Raw genomic sequence first — 17176 nt, 5'->3', positions numbered from 1 at the left:
GCCGCATTCTACACTACAACTGCGCAACCAGGAAATGCTCTTCCAGCAAGCATAGCGGTTCCGCTCACGGCTTTCTCATACCAGATGTAAATAAAAATAAAGCCAGTGCGATCACTGGCTCAATTCAGAAGAAGTTGAGGTGCGCAGGAGATCTGGCGGCAGGCCAACGCTAATAATGACCGGTTGCCACGTTTCGCGTTTCGCAAGCGTCGGCGAAAAACCGCGCGCCAACAAAAAGCCGCCCACACCGCCTAACAGCGCCCCGCACATGGCGGCGATATCTGTGCCAAACAACACCTGGAACAGAGAGGCCATGATAAACAGCCCTACAAGCGGTGACAGGTAAACCAGCATAGCCGAGCCCAGTAGGCTGCTTTCGCTGATTCCCAGTTCCACTTTTTGCCCTGCCACCAACGGTTCGGCGCTGGGGACGATAATGGTGTGGCTGGTTTGTGGCCCCAGCTTATTCAGCACGCGACTGCCGCAGCCCGCGCGTGACGCGCAGCTGCTGCATGAGGCTTTCACGTCACAGTGAACTTTCGCTACGCCGTTCTCCCAGGAGACAACGGTCGCCCACTCTTTAATCATTGTGCGCCCTTGAAGCTAATACCGTCGGCAATACGTTTCGCCGTTGGCGGCGGCAGTTCACCGACGATAGTGATTTCAGCCTGGTTGCGCACGGTGGTGCTCACCGTGCGGCGACCGGTACGCAGCATTTGTTCGCTGCTGTTGGCCGTGGCCCGGCTGATGTTGATGGAGAAACTAAACAGGCCGTCCGAGAAGAGACGAGACTCCACGGCGGTATCAATAGTAGGTAACGTGCGGCGGCTGCTGGAGACTTCGCTGAAGCCCTGAGGCACCCAGGTCGGCGACCAGTTGAAGTTCACTTTACTGCCCGCCGGAACGGAGAGCAGCGGTGGCAGGCTGGCTTTCGCCAGTTTATCCATGCTGCTACCCACTTGATCGCCCACGTTAAACGCAATGACGCGGAACTGCTCCAGCGTTTCGCCGTCGCGATCGAGCAGGTCAACGCGCATCGGCAGTTTGCTTTCAGAGTCCATCCAGACGATGTAGCTATAACGGGTTCCATCGCGTGCGACAACGCGGATCACCTCGCATAAGCGATCGGCAATACGGGTGCGGCCAACGGAGATAAAATCGTAGTACGGCGCCAGGCGTTTAAAGTCGGTATAGACCAGCGACGGCAGGGAATCGACGATGTAATCGCCATTGAGCGTAAACGGGTCGAGGCCCGGCTCAAAATAGCTGATTTCATTGCCGCGTTGCACCACTTCGCGACGCGGACCATCGAGCTGCAAAAGCTGCGCCAGCGCCTGATTATTCAAACGCGCGTGACGATAGCGTAGCGATTCGACACCGGCTTTATTGATGCTGACGAATGACAGCTCATAGTTGAGGGACTGACTGGCCAGATTCATCTGCTGCAACAACGCCCCGGACGAGACATCAGCCGAGGCGTTGACAGAGAAGAACAGGCTGCCAGCCACAAGGGACATGGCACACCAAAGTTGCTTCATTACTGCGATTGCGTTCCTAAAGTTTGATAGCCCGGCACCTGAACAGCAGCCTGCTGGGTTTGTGCCTGTTCAAACTGAAGTTGCTCAGAATGCAGGCGGCGCTGCAATTCATAATCCTGCAACATTGCGTTGATGCGACGGCGTTGTTCCTGAACCTGCTGTTGCTGACCAGTACCCGCAGTGGCATCAGACGGCACGCCCAGGCTAACCGGACTTGCTTTACCCATCATCGGTAAGGTATTAAAAACCGGTGTTTCGGGCTGCTGAGTAGAATCTGATTGCCCATTATAGTGCTGGACACCGACAATAACTGCAAGCGATACGCAAGCCGCAACGCCCATTTGGGTAAGTGAGCTCGCCCACGGACGGACTTTTTTCCAGAATGGCATATTCTGCCATTGATGCGGTGCTGGCTGGGCTTCAGGAATGAGCGGCGTCGCCTGGGCAGCAGCGGACTCATTTTCGATGGCAGCCATGACGCGAGAAGAGATATCAAAATGAAGGACATCCGACGTATCGCCGCGAAGCGAATCACGGATGAGATGATAGCTCTCCCAGGTTTTTTGCATTTCCGGCGAACGAGTTAATTCGACAAGCAACTCGTTATCCAGCGTTTCACCATCCATTAAGGCGGAAAGTTTTTCTTTCTGCATGCCTAATACCTTTTCCAGTATCCCGCTACCGTCAACGCCTGATAAGCGGTTGAACTTTATTATCAATAGCTTCTCGCGCACGGAAGATACGGGAACGAACAGTACCAACCGGGCAATCCATAATTGCAGCTATCTCTTCATAGCTTAGGCCATCCAGCTCTCGCAGGGTAATTGCCATGCGTAAATCTTCTGGAAGGCTTTCAATGGTGCGAAAAACAATTTGTCTCAGTTCTTCTGACAACATTAAGTTCTCAGGGTTCGAAATTTCTTTCAGTGCGCCGCCACTTTCGAAGTTTTCTGCTTCCATTGCGTCCACATCGCTGGACGGTGGGCGTCGCCCCTGAGCAACCAGGTAATTTTTTGCCGTATTGACAGCAATACGGTACAGCCACGTATAGAAAGCGCTATCCCCCCGGAATGAATCCAGCGCACGATAGGCCTTTATAAAAGACTCTTGCACCACATCAGGAACGTCACCTGACGGCACATATCGGGAAACCAGGCTCGCCACCTTATGCTGGTAGCGCACCACCAGTAGGTTAAAAGCTTTCTGGTCTCCTTTCTGGACCCGTTCAACCAGGACCTGGTCCGTTAACTGCTCGCTCATCCGAGGTAATGTCTCCCCAAACCCTATTCCAATGCGTAATCAAAACGCCACTCCGTTACTGCACTATGAGCAAGCACAGGGTTAGAGTGTCTGATGATTGTAAAGTTCCGTTACGCCTTTGTTTTTTGTTTGTCAGTTGTAGACCGTTCATTGTCTCTCATTATAAGTCTACGCATGCACTACGTTGTCTAAGTTGCGAAAGAAAAACGCAATTCTCGCAAGAGTAACGTAACGCGCCTTTTATTTCACCATAAATACGGGTTTCCGGAGTCAGAGATTCGAATATTTTCCTTCGTTTACAAAGTCCCTTCCGAGGTTGTTATGTTTAGCCGTTACAACTTCCGCTAAAAAAATGTGTGCGCCAACGCGTTTTATGATGCTATGCTGACCAAACCGTGTTTAGTAAATTAAACAAACCATCATGAACACTCTTCCAGATCTCTCCTGTGATGTCCTGATCATCGGTAGCGGTGCTGCCGGTTTATCTCTCGCGCTGCGCGTTGCCGAGCAGCATTCTGTCATTGTGCTCAGTAAAGGCCCGATTAGCGAAGGTTCAACCTTCTACGCACAGGGTGGTATTGCAGCCGTTTTTGATGAAACCGACAGTATCGAATCTCATATTGAGGACACGCTCATCGCAGGCGCCGGGATCTGCGATCGCGACGCCGTGTCGTTCGTGGCCAGCAATGCCAAAAACTGCGTCCAGTGGTTGATTGACCAGGGCGTGCTGTTTGATACGCAATTACAAAGCAACGGCGAAGCGAGCTATCACCTGACGCGCGAAGGCGGCCACAGCCATCGCCGCATTCTGCATGCGGCCGATGCCACCGGCAAAGAAGTGGAAAACACGCTGGTCAGCAAGGCGCTGAATCATCCCAATATTCGGGTGATTGAGCGCTGCAATGCCGTAGACCTGATCATGTCCGATAAGATTGGCCTGCCCGGTACGCGCCGCGTTGTGGGCGCGTGGATCTGGAACCGTAATAAAGAGAGCGTGGAAACGTGCGCAGCAAAATCGGTGGTGCTGGCGACGGGCGGCGCATCCAAGGTCTATCAGTATACCACTAACCCGGATATCTCATCGGGCGACGGCATCGCCATGGCCTGGCGTGCGGGCTGCCGCGTGGCGAATCTGGAGTTTAATCAGTTCCACCCCACCGCCCTGTTCCACCCGCAGGCGCGCAACTTCCTGCTTACCGAAGCGCTGCGTGGAGAAGGCGCTATGCTTAAGCGCCCGGACGGGACGCGCTTTATGCCTGATTTCGATGAACGAGGCGAGCTTGCGCCGCGCGATGTAGTGGCGCGCGCTATCGATCATGAAATGAAACGGCTCGGCGCGGATTGTATGTATCTGGACATCAGCCATAAGCCCGAAGAATTTGTCCGCCACCATTTCCCGATGATTTATGAAAAACTGCTTGGGCTGGGTATCGACCTGACAAAAGAGCCTGTGCCTGTTGTTCCGGCTGCGCACTATACCTGCGGCGGCGTGATGGTGGATGATAACGGACGCAGCGACGTTGACGGCCTGTATGCGATCGGCGAAGTGAGTTATACCGGCCTGCATGGTGCAAACCGTATGGCCTCTAACTCCCTGCTGGAGTGTCTGGTCTATGGCTGGTCAGCGGCGGAAGATATCAACAAACGGATTGCCAGCACACGTCAGGTGGAAAATCTGCCTGCGTGGGATGAAAGCCGGGTGGATGATTCCGACGAGCGAGTGGTGATTCAGCACAACTGGCATGAGTTACGTTTGCTGATGTGGGATTACGTCGGCATTGTGCGCACCACGAAACGGCTCGAGCGCGCCCTGCGTCGCATTACCATGCTTCAGCAGGAGCTCGACGAGTACTATTCACGCTTTCGCGTGTCTAATAATTTGCTGGAACTGCGCAATCTGGTACAGGTGGCGGAACTGATTGTCCGCTGTGCGATGATGCGTAAAGAGAGTCGCGGCCTGCACTACACGCTGGATTACCCGGATCTCATGCAGGATTCCGGCCCATCCGTGCTCTCGCCGCTCACTCACATAAAGAGATAAAATGCCTGGGTCAGCGCGGTATACGCTTCGGAGTATTGCTGCTCTGGCCCACGAATCACCATTCGGTCGCTAAAGGCCTCACCGTTTTGTGGCGAGAATGCCAGCAGGACCCGATGCGGCGGGCGGGTATCATATTCGGCGATATCCGTGCGCAGACGTAAATGCCAGCCCATCGACATAGCCAGTTCGGTAAAACTCTGGCCGATGTTTTCCGGTAATACGACGCAGAAAAATCCCTCTTCCGTAATGGCATCCGCCGCGCAGGTCAGCAACGTTTGATGATCGAGGGATGTGGTGTAGCGCGCCTGCTCACGCTGCGGCGTGGCGCACTCGACGCCCTGCTCATAGTAAGGCGGATTGCTGACGATCAGATCATAGCGACTCCTAACGCTCGCGACCCAGCTCTGAATATCCGCCGTGTGGACGGCAATTTTTTGCGGCCACGGAGATTGCGCGACGTTCTCACGCGCCTGTTCTGCGGCATTTTCATCCAGCTCAACGGCGTCGATGAGCGTATTCGCCTCGGTGCGCTGTGCCAGCATTAACGCCAGCAATCCGCTTCCCGTGCCAATATCCAGCACGCGCGTTACATGGGCAATCGGCGCCCATGCGCCCAGCAAAATGCCGTCCGTGCCCACTTTCATGGCACAACGGTCATGCGCGACAAAAAATTTTTTGAAGGTAAATCCATTACGAGGCAGCGTGGGTTTCGAGTCAGACATAGTTATTTTACGTATTCGGTTTTGGCTCAGCACAATACCTGAGAACAGATAGCCATACAAACAGATGAAGATTAGAGCCGTAACGTCTATAATCACCGCCTCACACTGAGGTAGACAATGACTGTAACGACTTTTTCCGAACTTGAACTTGATGAAAGCCTGCTGGACGCCCTCCAGAGCAAAGGCTTTACACGCCCGACTGCCATCCAGGCTGCCGCCATTCCGCCTGCGCTCGATGGACGTGATGTTTTGGGTTCTGCGCCCACCGGCACCGGTAAAACAGCGGCGTATCTGCTGCCTGCGTTGCAGCATCTGCTCGACTTCCCGCGCAAAAAATCCGGCCCGCCGCGCATCTTGATCCTGACGCCAACGCGTGAACTGGCGATGCAGGTTGCCGACCACGCGCGCGAGCTGGCCAAAAATACCCATCTCGATATTGCCACCATTACCGGCGGTGTCGCGTACATGAATCACGCTGAAGTCTTCAGCGAAAACCAGGATATCGTGGTTGCCACCACCGGTCGCCTGTTGCAGTACATCAAAGAAGAGAACTTTGACTGCCGCGCCGTCGAGACCTTAATTCTTGACGAAGCCGACCGTATGCTGGATCTCGGCTTTGCGCAGGATATCGAACATATCGCCGGGGAAACCCGCTGGCGTAAGCAGACGCTGCTCTTCTCCGCCACGCTTGAAGGCGATGCGATTAAAGATTTTGCCGAGCGACTGCTGGAAGACCCGGTAGAAGTTTCTGCTAACCCGTCCACGCGTGAACGTAAAAAAATTCATCAGTGGTACTACCGGGCAGATAACCTGGAGCACAAAGTTGAGCTGCTTAAGCACCTTCTGAAACAAGAAGATATGACGCGCGCTATCGTGTTTGTGCGTAAACGTGAGCGTGTGCATGAACTTGCCGAAATGCTGCGTGCTGCCGGGATAAACAACTGTTATCTCGAAGGCGAAATGGCGCAGATCAAGCGTACCGAAGGAATCAAGCGTCTGACGGAAGGCCGCGTAAACGTGCTGGTTGCGACCGACGTTGCCGCTCGCGGTATTGATATTCCGGATGTCAGCCACGTGATTAACTTCGATATGCCGCGCACCGGCGATACCTATCTTCACCGCATTGGCCGTACTGGCCGCGCGGGTCGTAAAGGTACGGCGGTTTCTCTGGTTGAAGCGCATGACCACCTGCTGCTGCAGAAAATTGGTCGTTACATTGAAGAGCCGCTGAAAGCGCGCGTCATCGATGAACTGCGCCCAACGACGCGTGCACCTAGCGAAAAAATGACCGGTAAGCCGTCCAAGAAAGTACTGGCAAAACGTGCAGAGAAGAAAAAAGAGAAAGATAAAGACAAACCGCGTGTGAAAGTACGCCATCGCGACGCGAAGAATGTTGGTAAGCGTCGTAAGCCAAGCGGTACGCCACCTCAGTCTACAGAAGAGTAAAAAAAACGCCGGGTCTCCCCGGCGTTTTGATTTTCTGCCTCTGAAAACTTACAGGCTTTCCGTGAAAGTACGGGCGATAACGTCGCGCTGCTGTTCAGGCGTCAGAGAGTTAAAGCGTACTGCGTAACCTGAAACACGAATGGTCAGCTGCGGATATTTTTCCGGATGTTCAACCGCGTCGAGCAGGGTTTCGCGACGCAGAACGTTTACGTTCAGGTGCTGGCCCCCTTCTACGCGAACTTCTGGTTTCGCTTCAACCGGAATTTCACGATATTCGATGTCGCCCAGTGCTTTCACAGCAACCACTTCATCTTCTGCATAACCACCTTTGGCAACCAGGCAGCGAGCTTCACCTTTTTCGCTATCCAGCAGCCAGAAAGAATTCAGCAGGTCGTCGTTAGCGGCTTTAGTAATCTGAATACCAGTAATCATTTGATGCCTCCCTTAGGCTATTCATATTCGTTTTAACCGGCCAGTTCCCGGCCAATTGGTAAAACCATTGTTGCTTGAGTGTATATATACCCCTCAAACACCCCGTATTCTTTGATTTAAATCAATAAAAACCACACCACAAAAGTGGTCATGCGCTAATTTACTTGTTTTATATCAAGTTACACCACCTTGCCATACCAAATTTTATCAGTAAATTTTCAACTTTTTTTAGGGAGAGCATGCTTTTCCCACTGACCGATTTTGTGATGGAGAAAGAAGCAGTTAAGCTATCCCCATGACAATTTCCAGGAGAGCGAGATGAGCGCCCCTTTAACCTGGCACGATGTGCTGGCCGATGAGAAGCAACAACCCTATTTTTTGAACACACTGGCAACGGTGGCGAATGAGCGCCAGGCAGGCACAACGATTTATCCGCCGCAGAAAGATGTATTTAACGCCTTTCGCTTCACTGAACTGAGCGATGTAAAAGTAGTGATTTTAGGTCAGGACCCGTACCACGGGCCGGGTCAGGCGCACGGGCTGGCCTTTTCTGTTCGCCCAGGTATTGCCACGCCGCCGTCGCTGCTGAACATGTATAAAGAGCTGGAAGGTTCAATTCCGGGCTTTACCCGCCCTCAGCATGGCTATCTGGAAAGCTGGGCGCGCCAGGGCGTGCTGTTGCTTAACACGGTGCTGACGGTGCGTGCAGGTCAGGCGCATTCTCACGCCAGCCTCGGCTGGGAAACCTTTACCGATAAAGTGATCAGCCTGATTAACGAACATCGGGAAGGCGTGGTCTTTTTACTGTGGGGATCGCATGCCCAGAAGAAAGGTGCGATTATCGATACACAGCGTCATCGGGTGCTGAAAGCCCCGCATCCGTCACCGCTTTCTGCCCATCGCGGCTTTTTTGGCTGCAACCACTTTGTGCAGGCTAACGAGTGGCTGGTACAACGCGGTGAAGCGCCCATCGACTGGATGCCGGTGCTGCCGGCGGAAAGCGAGTAAAAAAAATGCCAGCGCGATGCTGGCATTTTATTATGGCTTACGCTCAGGCTTTATTCTGACGCCACCATTCACTCAGCAGTACGCCGGTTGCCACGGAGACGTTCAGGCTTTCAACCGCGCCGGTACCGTCGATCGATATGCTCAGATCGGCGCTCGACAGGGCTGCATCAGACAGACCATCGCGCTCCTGGCCTAACACCAGCACCATTTTCTTCGGCAGCTCAGCTTTAAACAGCGGCGTACCCGCGTGGCTGGAGGTGGTCACGATGGCGTAACCTGCTTTGCGGAAATCATCCAACGCATCAATGAAGCTATCGCCGGTGATCGGCTGAACGTGCTCAGCGCCGCCTTCTGCGGTACGGATTGCCGCGCCGGATTCCAGCACACCAGCATCCTGCAGCAGCAGGCCTTTAATACCGAAATGCGCACAGCTACGCATCATCGCGCCCAGGTTGTGCGGGTTGCCGACATCTTCCAGGGCCAGCACACAATCGGTATCGCCGCTTTTAGCGACCCAATCCTGTACGGACGTGCCGCTGCGTTTTTTGATCAGGAAGCATACGCCGCCGTGGTGTTCGGTTCCGGACGCTTTCGCCAGCTCTTCTTCATCGACCACGTGGTAAGCTTTGCGGTTTGCCGCCATCCAGCGCAGCGCTTCTTTAAAGCGCGGCGTTACGCTCTGGATAAACCAGGCGCGTACAATGGCGTCCGGACGGCTCTGGAACAGCGCCTGGCAGGCGTTTTCACCGTACACGCGCGTCTCTTCCGCACGCTGACGACGCAGGACTTCCGGATCGATAAAGCTTTTACCGCTAATGCCACCGTGATCGGCTTTTACCGGGGTCTCATCACCCGGGGCGCGGGAAACCGTGCGCCACGGTGAGCTATCGCGTTCTCCGCGATCGTCACGTTCGCGACTGCGTTCGCGGTTCGGGCCTTTTCTGTCGTCACGGGCAGGACGGCGACCACCTTCGGCACGTGTACCAGGACGGCCACCGCCTTTTCCTGTACGCGGATTATGGGTGCGTTTATCCGAGTCATCGTCACTGCGGACATACATCACTTTGACTTTGCCGTTTTTGTTCTTCAGTTCGTCGCTCATATTTTTCTCCACCTGCGCTGCGCGAAGCGCGCAGATTACCTGATGTAGTAGCGCATAGCCATTACTTCATATCAAAGACGGTGACTATTGTACCCATTGAGTAAACCGCATTGTCGAATAAAACAGTCTCATCGATAATATGTAACATTACAGAAACATCCGGCGACCTCGCCGATCGGCAACCCTACTACCCAGAGGTTAGTTATGAATACCGTTTGTGCCCACTGTCAGGCTCTTAACCGCATACCTGAAGATCGTGTAAACGATGCGGCGAAATGTGGACGCTGTGGTCATGATCTGTTTGATGGCGATGTGATCAACGCCACCGACGCCACGCTGGATAAGCTGCTGAAGGACGATTTGCCTGTCGTTATTGATTTCTGGGCGCCATGGTGTGGCCCGTGCCGCAATTTCGCGCCAATATTTGAAGATGTGGCGGAAGAGCGCAGCGGCAAAATGCGCTTTGTGAAAGTGAACACTGAGGCCGAACGCGAGCTCAGCGCCCGTTTTCGCATTCGCAGCATCCCGACCATTATGATCTTCAAAAATGGCGAAATGATCGACATGCTCAATGGCGCAGTACCGAAAGCGCCTTTCGAGAGCTGGCTTAACGAGGCCCTCGAAGCATAACATCTACGGGGCGCATCTTGTGCCCCGTTTTCACCTCTGCGACAATAGCCTTTTTCTACGCTATTGCCATGACTCCAAACGCTGTACTGCAACTCCGGGCTGAACGCCTGGCCCGCGCCACGCGCCCTTTCCTCGCCCGCGGCAATCGTGTTCGCCGCTGCCAACGTTGCCTGCTGCCGCTTAAACAGTGTTTATGCGAAACCCTGCACCCCAGCTCCGCCACCAGCCGTTTTTGTCTGGTGATGTTCGATACTGAGCCCATGAAACCCAGTAACACGGGACGTCTGATAGCAGACATTCTTCCGAATACTGCCGCATTTCAGTGGTCACGCACCGAGCCGCCTTCCGCGCTGCTGGAGTTGGTACGCGATCCCGCCTATCAGCCGATGGTCGTTTTCCCGGCATCCTACGCCGGAACAGATCGCGAAGTGATCGCCGCGCCGAAAACAGGCAAACCGCCGCTGTTTATTATGCTCGACGGCACCTGGACCGAAGCGCGCAAAATGTTTCGCAAGAGCCCCTGGCTGGATAACTTCCCGGTGATTTCGGTCGATTTGTCGCGCGTTTCCGCCTATGGCCTGCGGGAAGCGCACGCGGATGGTCAGTACTGCACCGCCGAAGTGGCGATGGCGCTGCTCGACCTGGCGGGTGATACCGACGCCGCTCACGCGTTAGGCGAACATTTTACGCGTTTTCGTACCCGTTATCTGGCGGGAAAAACCCAGCATAAGGGAAGCATCACAGCACAACGCGAGGAAAGCGTTTAGACTCATACGGATGCTTATACCTGAGGGAAGCCGGAATGAGTCAACGTGGGCTGGAAGCACTTCTTCGACCAAAATCGATTGCCGTAATTGGCGCATCCATGAAGCCGCAGCGCGCCGGCTTTTTGATGATGCGAAATCTATTAGCGGGTGGGTTTAACGGCCCTGTTATGCCCGTTACGCCCTCCTGGAAAGCGGTGCTCGGCGTGCTGGCCTGGCCGACCATCGCCAGCCTGCCCTTTTCCCCCGATCTCGCGGTACTCTGCACACATGCCAAACGCAATCTGGAACTGCTGGAAGCGTTGGGCGAGAAAGGATGCAAAACCTGCATTATTCTCTCTTCACCGCCCGAACAGTTTGCCGAATTATCAGCTTGCGCGGCACGCTACCAAATGCGCATTTTAGGGCCAAACAGTCTGGGGCTTTTAGCGCCCTGGCAGGGGCTAAACGCCAGTTTTTCACCGGTGCCGATTCGCAAAGGCAAACTGGCATTTATTTCGCAGTCCGCGGCCGTTTCCAATACCATTCTTGACTGGGCGCAGCAGCGCGAGATGGGCTTCTCCTACTTTATTGCGCTCGGTGATAGCCTGGATATCGATGTGGACGACCTGCTCGATTTCCTCGCGCGCGACAGCAAAACCAGCGCCATTCTGCTCTATCTGGAGCATTTGAGTGACGCCCGACGCTTTGTTTCCGCCGCCCGTAGCGCCTCACGTAACAAACCCATTCTTGTGATTAAGAGCGGACGTAGCCCGGCGGCGCAGCGGTTGCTTCACGCCAACGCGGGTCTGGATCCCGCCTGGGACGCCGCGATCCAGCGCGCCGGTCTGCTGCGCGTGCGCGATACTCACGAACTTTTCTCCGCCGTTGAAACCTTAAGCCATATGCGCCCTTTGCGCGGCGAGCGTTTAATGATTATCAGCAACGGTGCTGCCCCGGCCGCGCTGGCGCTCGATCAACTGTGGGCGCGCAACGGCAAACTGGCGACCCTCAGCGATGAAACGCGAGCCAGATTGACTGAACGACTGCCGGATTCCGTGCAGGCCGGAAACCCGCTGGATCTGCGTGATGATGCCAGCATCGAGAGCTACATCGCTGCAGTCAACACATTACTCGACAGCCCGGATCTGGATGCGCTGCTGGTGATTCACTCACCCAGCGCCACCGCAACCGGCACTGAAAGCGCCGTAGCGTTAATTGACGCGATTAAACACCATCCACGTGGGCACTACATCAGCGTGCTGACCAACTGGTGTGGTGAGTACTCTTCTATCGAGGCGCGACGCCTCTTCAGCGACGCGGGCATCCCCACCTATCGTACGCCGGAAGGCACGATTACGGCATTTATGCATATGGTGGAATATCGCCGGAACCAGAAACAGCTGCGGGAAACGCCCGCACTGCCACAGAATTTAACGGCCAACACGGCGCAGGTTCACGAACTGCTCGCGCAGGCTATCGATAGCGGTATCCGCGCGCTGGATACACATGAAGTGCGTCCTGTGTTGCAGGCGTACGGCATGCACACGCTTCCCACCTGGATCGCCGCTGACAGCGCGGAAGCGGTACATATCGCCGAACAAATTGGTTATCCGGTGGCGCTGAAACTGCGCTCACCGGACATCCCACATAAATCGGAAGTTCAGGGGGTGATGCTGTATCTGCGTACCCCGGCGGAAGTGCAACAGGCGGCGGATGCGATTCTCGATCGCGTTAAAATGACCTGGCCACAGGCGCGCATTGACGGCCTGCTGGTACAAAGTATGGCTAACCGCGCAGGCGCACAGGAACTGCGCGTGGTGGTGGAACATGATCCGGTCTTTGGCCCGCTGATTATGTTGGGTGAAGGTGGCGTGGAGTGGCGACCTGAAGAACAGGCTGTAGTCGCTCTGCCGCCGCTGAATATGACGCTGGCGCGCTATCTGGTGATTCAGGCGATTAAGAGCAAAAAGATTCGTGGGCGCAGCGCGCTGCGACCGCTGGATATTCCCGGCTTGAGCCGTTTGCTGGTTCAGGTCTCAAACCTGATTGTTGATTGCCCGGAAATTCAGCGGCTGGATATTCACCCATTGCTGGCCACAGGTAATGAATTTACCGCGCTGGACGTGACGCTGGATATCGCGCCGTATGAAGGCGACAGCGAAAGCCGCCTGGCGGTAAGGCCGTATCCGCAGCAGCTTGAAGAATGGGTCACCATGAAAAATGGCGAACGTTGTCTGTTTCGCCCGATTCTTCCTGAAGATGAGCCGCTTTTGCAGCAGTTCATCGCCCGGGTAACGAAGGAAGATCTTTATTACCGCTACTTTAGCGAGATCAACGAATTTACCCACGATGATTTAGCGAATATGACCCAGATCGACTACGATCGTGAAATGGCTTTCGTTGCGGTACACACTACCGCTGAACAGACGGAGATCCTCGGCGTAACGCGCGCTATTTCCGATCCTGACAATATCGATGCTGAATTTGCGGTGCTGGTGCGCTCTGACCTGAAAGGATTAGGGCTGGGTGGACGGTTGCTGGAAAAGTTAATCAACTATACGCGCGATCACGGTCTGCAACGCTTAAACGGCATTACTATGCCCAACAACCGTGGGATGATAGCCCTGGCGCGGAAGCTGGGCTTTGACGTGGATATTCAACTTGAAGATGGCATAGTTAGCCTTTCTCTGAAGCTATGTCATGACTAAGTTGCTGGAAATACTACCCTTGACCGACAGAGATGGTATTATTGACCGCTTACGTCGTCTGCCTGGTACAGAGGACCCTTCACTAAAACAGAGAAGAAACGCACTGTGATGTTGTCAAAATTTAAGCGTAATAAACATCAACAACACCTTGCCCAGCTACCCAAGCTTTCTCAGTCAGTTGATGATATTGAGTTTTTCTACGCGCCTGCCGATTTTCGGGAAGCGCTGCTGGCAAAGATAGCCGGCGCTACGCGACGCATTTGCATCGTCGCGCTGTATCTGGAACAGGACGATGCCGGGAAGGCGATTTTACAGGCGCTGTACGATGCAAAACGTCAACGGCCTGAGCTGGAAGTGAAAGTACTGGTTGACTGGCATCGCGCTCAGCGTGGCCGTATTGGCGCAGCGGCGTCGAATACTAACGCCGACTGGTACTGCCGCATGGCGCATGAAAACCCGGGTGTGGACGTGCCGGTGTATGGTGTGCCAATCAATACCCGCGAAGCGTTGGGCGTTCTCCATTTCAAAGGCTTTATTATTGATGACAGCGTGCTGTACAGCGGCGCGAGCATCAATGATGTCTATCTCCATCAGCATGATAAATATCGTTACGACCGCTATCAGTGCATTCGTAACCCGCAGATGGCGGACATCATGTATGACTGGGTGGGGCAAAATTTAGTGGAAGGTCGTGGCGTTAACCGTCTCGATGATAGCTGCCGCCCGAAAAGCCCGGAAATTAAAAACGATATTCGCCTCTATCGCCAGGAACTGCGCGATACGGGATACCATTATCTGGGCAACGCCGACGACGAACAACTCTCCGTTACGCCGCTGGTTGGTCTGGGTAAAACCAGCCTGCTGAATAAAACCATTTTCCATCTGATGCCGTGCGCAGAGCACAAGCTGACGATCTGCACACCTTATTTCAACCTGCCTGCGCTACTGGTGCGCAATATCATTCGCCTGCTGCGTGAAGGCAAAAAGGTTGAAATTATCGTTGGCGATAAAACGGCGAACGATTTCTTCATCCCGGAAAATGAACCGTTTAAAATTATCGGCGCGCTCCCGTATCTGTATGAAATCAACCTGCGTCGATTCCTGAGCCGTTTACAGTACTACGTCAACACAGACCAGCTCGTTGTGCGTCTGTGGAAAGATGGCGATAACAGCTATCACCTGAAAGGGATGTGGGTGGATGACGAGTGGATGCTGCTGACCGGTAACAACCTTAATCCACGCGCCTGGCGTCTGGATCTCGAAAACGCCGTGCTTATCCATGACCCGCAACATAAACTGCGGGAAAAACGCGAGAAAGAGCTGAAGCTGATTCGCGCCCATACTACCGTGGTCAATCACTACCGCGACCTGCAAAGTATCGCTGATTATCCGGTAAAAGTGCGCAAGCTGATCCGCCGTCTGCGCCGCATCCGTATCGATCGCCTTATCAGCCGTATCCTCTAAATATCAGCCCCGTCCAGTGCGGGGCTTTTTTTCAGGAGAGATTTATGCGAACCCTCCTTTCTCTGATTGCCCTTTTCACTCTGTGCGGTTGCAGCCATATGGCCAACGACAGTTGGAGCGGGCAGGATAAAGCTCAACACTTTATTGGCTCAGCGATGCTTTCCGCTGCCGGCAATGAGTACTTCCAGCACCAGGGCGTTAACCGCGATCGCAGCGCCGCATTAGGGGTGATGTTTTCATTGAGTCTGGGGGCATCAAAAGAACTGTGGGATAGCCGCCCCGCAGGGAGCGGCTGGAGCTGGAAAGATTTTGCGTGGGATGTTGCCGGCGCCACAACCGGCTATACGGTGTGGCAGCTGGCACAACATTAAGCCTACAGGCGTAATCCTTTTCCTTTGCGATGCAGCATCAGTGACACCAGGAAAGCCAGCGCGGTCATCGCGGTGACGTACCAGAAGAAGGCCGACTCCACGCCAAATGATTTCAGTGAGAGTGCAACATACTCCGCTGAACCGCCAAACAAGGCATTGGCTACGGCATATGATAGCCCCACCCCTAACGCGCGAACCTGCGCCGGGAACATCTCAGCCTTCAGGATCCCGCTAATTGAGGTATAGAAGCTGGTTATCAACAGTGCGCACATCACCAGTGCGAAAGCGGCAAACGGGGAGGTGACGTTTTGCAGTGCGGAGAGAATCGGTACAGTAAACAGCGTCGCCAGTGAACCAAAACAGAGCATGGATGCGCGGCGACCAATTTTGTCAGAGAGCAGGCCGAAAAGCGGCTGGGCAAGCATGTAGACAAACAGTGCAGCAGTCATAATGATGCTGGCAACTTTCGGGTCCATCCCGGCGGTGTTAACCAGATACTTCTGCATGTAGGTGGTGAAGGTGTAGAAAATTAACGAGCCACCTGCAGTAAAACCGAGCACCATGACGAAGGCTTTACGATTACGCCACAGGCCCTTGAAGGAACCGGCTTCTTTCAGCGTACGCGTTTCTTTATGTGATGTTTCATCCAGCTGACGACGCAGCCACAGCGCCACAACCGCTAACACCGCCCCCATTGCGAATGGAATACGCCAGCCCCAACTGTGCAGGTCTTCGCTGCTCAGGACATTCTGCAAAAGCACGACAACCAGCAGCGCCAGCAGTTGGCCACCAATCAGCGTGACATACTGGAATGAGGCATAGAATCCTTTACGTCCTTCTACCGCGACTTCACTCATATACGTTGCGCTGGTGCCGTACTCCCCGCCTACAGAGAGCCCCTGGAACAACCGTGCCAGCAGAAGTAACGCAGGAGCCCAGGTCCCGATCGTGTCGTATCCCGGTAGGCAGGCAATGACCAGAGAGCCGAAGCACATCATGCAGACTGAGATCAGCATCGACTTTTTACGCCCATGACGATCCGCAATGCGGCCAAACATCCAGCCGCCAATGGGACGCATTAAAAAGCCTGCGGCAAAAACACCCGCCGTTTGTAACAACTGAGTCGTGGTATTTCCGGTTGGGAAAAAGATGTGGGCAAAATAGAGAGAACAGAAGGAATAGACGTAAAAATCAAACCATTCGACAAGGTTCCCTGATGAAGCCCCGACGATGGCCATAACCCGGCGACGGGTATCATGATCGGTGAGCGACTGCTCGGTGGCTACGCTGGTTTCGGTCATTATAATTATGCTCCTGCTACAGGTGTTTTATCTGTCTTACCGGGCGTAACTCGTCACGCAGATAAATTTTTCAGTGAACGAAATGTTATATAATTGTTATTAATTATTTTGCGATATCTATCACGTTTTTTGTTAGCAAGGTAACAAATTAGGATTAGCTGTAGCGGGAGTATTTTGGGATGGGGGTTGTGCGCGCGGTGTTGCCCGGTGGCGCTGCGCTTACCGGGCCTACGGGTTCGTGTCATTCGGTGGGGGATTGTTCTTTTGTAGGCCGGATAAGGCGCAGCCGCCATCCGGCGTTGCTTTTTCGCACCAACGCAAAAAGGCCATCCTTCCGGATGGCCTTCTGCTTATTTGATGCCTGGCAGTTCCCTACTCTCGCATGGGGAGACCCCACACTACCATCG

At 54.2% G+C, this 17176-nt stretch carries 17 protein-coding genes; 8 read left to right on the top strand and 9 right to left on the bottom strand.

Annotated elements, in window-relative coordinates:
- Positions 1 to 111: 111 nt before the first annotated feature.
- Genes rseC through rseD form a run of 5 tightly spaced genes read right to left on the bottom strand, consistent with a single transcriptional unit; the run spans position 112 to position 2949 of the window.
- On the bottom strand, positions 112 to 588 hold the full coding sequence (gene rseC, locus NMC31_RS17890; RefSeq protein WP_253898700.1) for a SoxR-reducing system protein RseC: 477 nt from the start codon (positions 586 to 588) through the stop codon (positions 112 to 114).
- On the bottom strand, positions 585 to 1538 hold the full coding sequence (gene rseB / locus NMC31_RS17885; protein ID WP_015963389.1) for a sigma-E factor regulatory protein RseB: 954 nt from the start codon (positions 1536 to 1538) through the stop codon (positions 585 to 587). The genes rseC and rseB overlap by 4 nt, the downstream gene beginning before the upstream one ends.
- Positions 1538 to 2191 (bottom strand): anti-sigma-E factor RseA, encoded by a 654-nt coding sequence (gene rseA, locus NMC31_RS17880; protein ID WP_253898699.1) that lies wholly within the window; start codon positions 2189 to 2191, stop codon positions 1538 to 1540. The genes rseB and rseA overlap by 1 nt, the downstream gene beginning before the upstream one ends.
- A 31-nt stretch (positions 2192 to 2222) precedes the next feature.
- Entirely contained in the window at positions 2223 to 2798 is a 576-nt protein-coding gene (gene rpoE, locus NMC31_RS17875) for an RNA polymerase sigma factor RpoE (RefSeq protein ID WP_015963387.1), read from the bottom strand.
- Positions 2799 to 2853: 55 nt separating this feature from the next.
- Positions 2854 to 2949 (bottom strand): rpoE leader peptide RseD, encoded by a 96-nt coding sequence (rseD, locus tag NMC31_RS26185; RefSeq protein ID WP_144052231.1) that lies wholly within the window; start codon positions 2947 to 2949, stop codon positions 2854 to 2856.
- Between the two features lie 270 nt (positions 2950 to 3219).
- On the opposite strand from rseD, the gene nadB reads away from it, so the two are divergent.
- On the top strand, positions 3220 to 4839 hold the full coding sequence (gene nadB / locus NMC31_RS17870) for an L-aspartate oxidase (RefSeq protein ID WP_253898698.1): 1620 nt from the start codon (positions 3220 to 3222) through the stop codon (positions 4837 to 4839).
- Here the strand turns inward: nadB and trmN are convergent.
- Entirely contained in the window at positions 4824 to 5561 is a 738-nt protein-coding gene (trmN, locus tag NMC31_RS17865) for a tRNA(1)(Val) (adenine(37)-N(6))-methyltransferase TrmN (RefSeq protein WP_253898697.1), read from the bottom strand. The genes nadB and trmN overlap by 16 nt on opposite strands.
- A 117-nt stretch (positions 5562 to 5678) precedes the next feature.
- On the opposite strand from trmN, the gene srmB reads away from it, so the two are divergent.
- Positions 5679 to 7007 (top strand): ATP-dependent RNA helicase SrmB, encoded by a 1329-nt coding sequence (gene srmB, locus NMC31_RS17860; RefSeq protein WP_253898696.1) that lies wholly within the window; start codon positions 5679 to 5681, stop codon positions 7005 to 7007.
- A gap of 48 nt (positions 7008 to 7055) precedes the next feature.
- On the opposite strand, the gene grcA is transcribed toward srmB, so the two are convergent.
- On the bottom strand, positions 7056 to 7439 hold the full coding sequence (gene grcA, locus NMC31_RS17855) for an autonomous glycyl radical cofactor GrcA (protein WP_015963383.1): 384 nt from the start codon (positions 7437 to 7439) through the stop codon (positions 7056 to 7058).
- Positions 7440 to 7757: 318 nt separating this feature from the next.
- Here grcA and ung point away from each other — a divergent pair, with 318 nt between their 5' ends.
- Positions 7758 to 8447 (top strand): uracil-DNA glycosylase, encoded by a 690-nt coding sequence (gene ung / locus NMC31_RS17850; RefSeq protein ID WP_253898695.1) that lies wholly within the window; start codon positions 7758 to 7760, stop codon positions 8445 to 8447.
- A gap of 43 nt (positions 8448 to 8490) precedes the next feature.
- On the opposite strand, the gene NMC31_RS17845 is transcribed toward ung, so the two are convergent.
- Entirely contained in the window at positions 8491 to 9549 is a 1059-nt protein-coding gene (locus NMC31_RS17845; protein ID WP_253898694.1) for a tRNA/rRNA methyltransferase, read from the bottom strand.
- Between the two features lie 204 nt (positions 9550 to 9753).
- Here NMC31_RS17845 and trxC point away from each other — a divergent pair, with 204 nt between their 5' ends.
- The 5 genes from trxC to NMC31_RS17820 all read left to right on the top strand — a co-directional run bounded on the left by trxC (position 9754) and on the right by NMC31_RS17820 (position 15468).
- Positions 9754 to 10179, top strand: a complete 426-nt coding sequence (gene trxC, locus NMC31_RS17840) for a thioredoxin TrxC (protein WP_149464839.1) — start codon at positions 9754 to 9756, stop codon at positions 10177 to 10179.
- A 68-nt stretch (positions 10180 to 10247) separates the two neighbouring features.
- Positions 10248 to 10946, top strand: coding sequence for a tRNA-uridine aminocarboxypropyltransferase (gene tapT / locus NMC31_RS17835; RefSeq protein ID WP_253898693.1), 699 nt, complete (start codon positions 10248 to 10250; stop codon positions 10944 to 10946).
- A gap of 35 nt (positions 10947 to 10981) precedes the next feature.
- Positions 10982 to 13633, top strand: a complete 2652-nt coding sequence (locus tag NMC31_RS17830) for a bifunctional acetate--CoA ligase family protein/GNAT family N-acetyltransferase (RefSeq protein ID WP_253898692.1) — start codon at positions 10982 to 10984, stop codon at positions 13631 to 13633.
- A 108-nt stretch (positions 13634 to 13741) separates the two neighbouring features.
- Positions 13742 to 15097, top strand: a complete 1356-nt coding sequence (pssA, locus tag NMC31_RS17825; protein WP_149464848.1) for a CDP-diacylglycerol--serine O-phosphatidyltransferase — start codon at positions 13742 to 13744, stop codon at positions 15095 to 15097.
- Positions 15098 to 15141: 44 nt separating this feature from the next.
- The gene (locus NMC31_RS17820; protein ID WP_253898691.1) at positions 15142 to 15468 is read left to right on the top strand and encodes a YfiM family lipoprotein; all 327 of its coding nucleotides are present in this window, start codon (positions 15142 to 15144) and stop codon (positions 15466 to 15468) included.
- Between the two features lie 2 nt (positions 15469 to 15470).
- Here NMC31_RS17820 and NMC31_RS17815 read toward each other — a convergent pair whose 3' ends face one another.
- On the bottom strand, positions 15471 to 16769 hold the full coding sequence (locus NMC31_RS17815; RefSeq protein WP_253898690.1) for an MFS family transporter: 1299 nt from the start codon (positions 16767 to 16769) through the stop codon (positions 15471 to 15473).
- Positions 16770 to 17176 lie beyond the last annotated feature (407 nt).

This window comes from Pseudocitrobacter vendiensis (assembly GCF_943590815.1).
Lineage (GTDB): Bacteria > Pseudomonadota > Gammaproteobacteria > Enterobacterales > Enterobacteriaceae > Pseudocitrobacter > Pseudocitrobacter vendiensis.
Note: the sequence above shows the minus strand (reverse complement) of the source record. Positions and strands in the feature narration are given on the sequence as shown.

What these genes read in the sequence shown, in the direction of transcription:
- rseC (WP_253898700.1), bottom strand. Translation starts at nt 588, where the DNA reads ATGATTAAAGAGTGGGCGACCGTTGTCTCCTGGGAGAACGGCGTAGCG.
- rseB (WP_015963389.1), bottom strand. Translation starts at nt 1,538, where the DNA reads ATGAAGCAACTTTGGTGTGCCATGTCCCTTGTGGCTGGCAGCCTGTTC.
- rseA (WP_253898699.1), bottom strand. Translation starts at nt 2,191, where the DNA reads ATGCAGAAAGAAAAACTTTCCGCCTTAATGGATGGTGAAACGCTGGAT.
- rpoE (WP_015963387.1), bottom strand. Translation starts at nt 2,798, where the DNA reads ATGAGCGAGCAGTTAACGGACCAGGTCCTGGTTGAACGGGTCCAGAAA.
- rseD (WP_144052231.1), bottom strand. Translation starts at nt 2,949, where the DNA reads ATGAACGGTCTACAACTGACAAACAAAAAACAAAGGCGTAACGGAACT.
- nadB (WP_253898698.1), top strand. Translation starts at nt 3,220, where the DNA reads ATGAACACTCTTCCAGATCTCTCCTGTGATGTCCTGATCATCGGTAGC.
- trmN (WP_253898697.1), bottom strand. Translation starts at nt 5,561, where the DNA reads ATGTCTGACTCGAAACCCACGCTGCCTCGTAATGGATTTACCTTCAAA.
- srmB (WP_253898696.1), top strand. Translation starts at nt 5,679, where the DNA reads ATGACTGTAACGACTTTTTCCGAACTTGAACTTGATGAAAGCCTGCTG.
- grcA (WP_015963383.1), bottom strand. Translation starts at nt 7,439, where the DNA reads ATGATTACTGGTATTCAGATTACTAAAGCCGCTAACGACGACCTGCTG.
- ung (WP_253898695.1), top strand. Translation starts at nt 7,758, where the DNA reads ATGAGCGCCCCTTTAACCTGGCACGATGTGCTGGCCGATGAGAAGCAA.
- NMC31_RS17845 (WP_253898694.1), bottom strand. Translation starts at nt 9,549, where the DNA reads ATGAGCGACGAACTGAAGAACAAAAACGGCAAAGTCAAAGTGATGTAT.
- trxC (WP_149464839.1), top strand. Translation starts at nt 9,754, where the DNA reads ATGAATACCGTTTGTGCCCACTGTCAGGCTCTTAACCGCATACCTGAA.
- tapT (WP_253898693.1), top strand. Translation starts at nt 10,248, where the DNA reads ATGACTCCAAACGCTGTACTGCAACTCCGGGCTGAACGCCTGGCCCGC.
- NMC31_RS17830 (WP_253898692.1), top strand. Translation starts at nt 10,982, where the DNA reads ATGAGTCAACGTGGGCTGGAAGCACTTCTTCGACCAAAATCGATTGCC.
- pssA (WP_149464848.1), top strand. Translation starts at nt 13,742, where the DNA reads ATGTTGTCAAAATTTAAGCGTAATAAACATCAACAACACCTTGCCCAG.
- NMC31_RS17820 (WP_253898691.1), top strand. Translation starts at nt 15,142, where the DNA reads ATGCGAACCCTCCTTTCTCTGATTGCCCTTTTCACTCTGTGCGGTTGC.
- NMC31_RS17815 (WP_253898690.1), bottom strand. Translation starts at nt 16,769, where the DNA reads ATGACCGAAACCAGCGTAGCCACCGAGCAGTCGCTCACCGATCATGAT.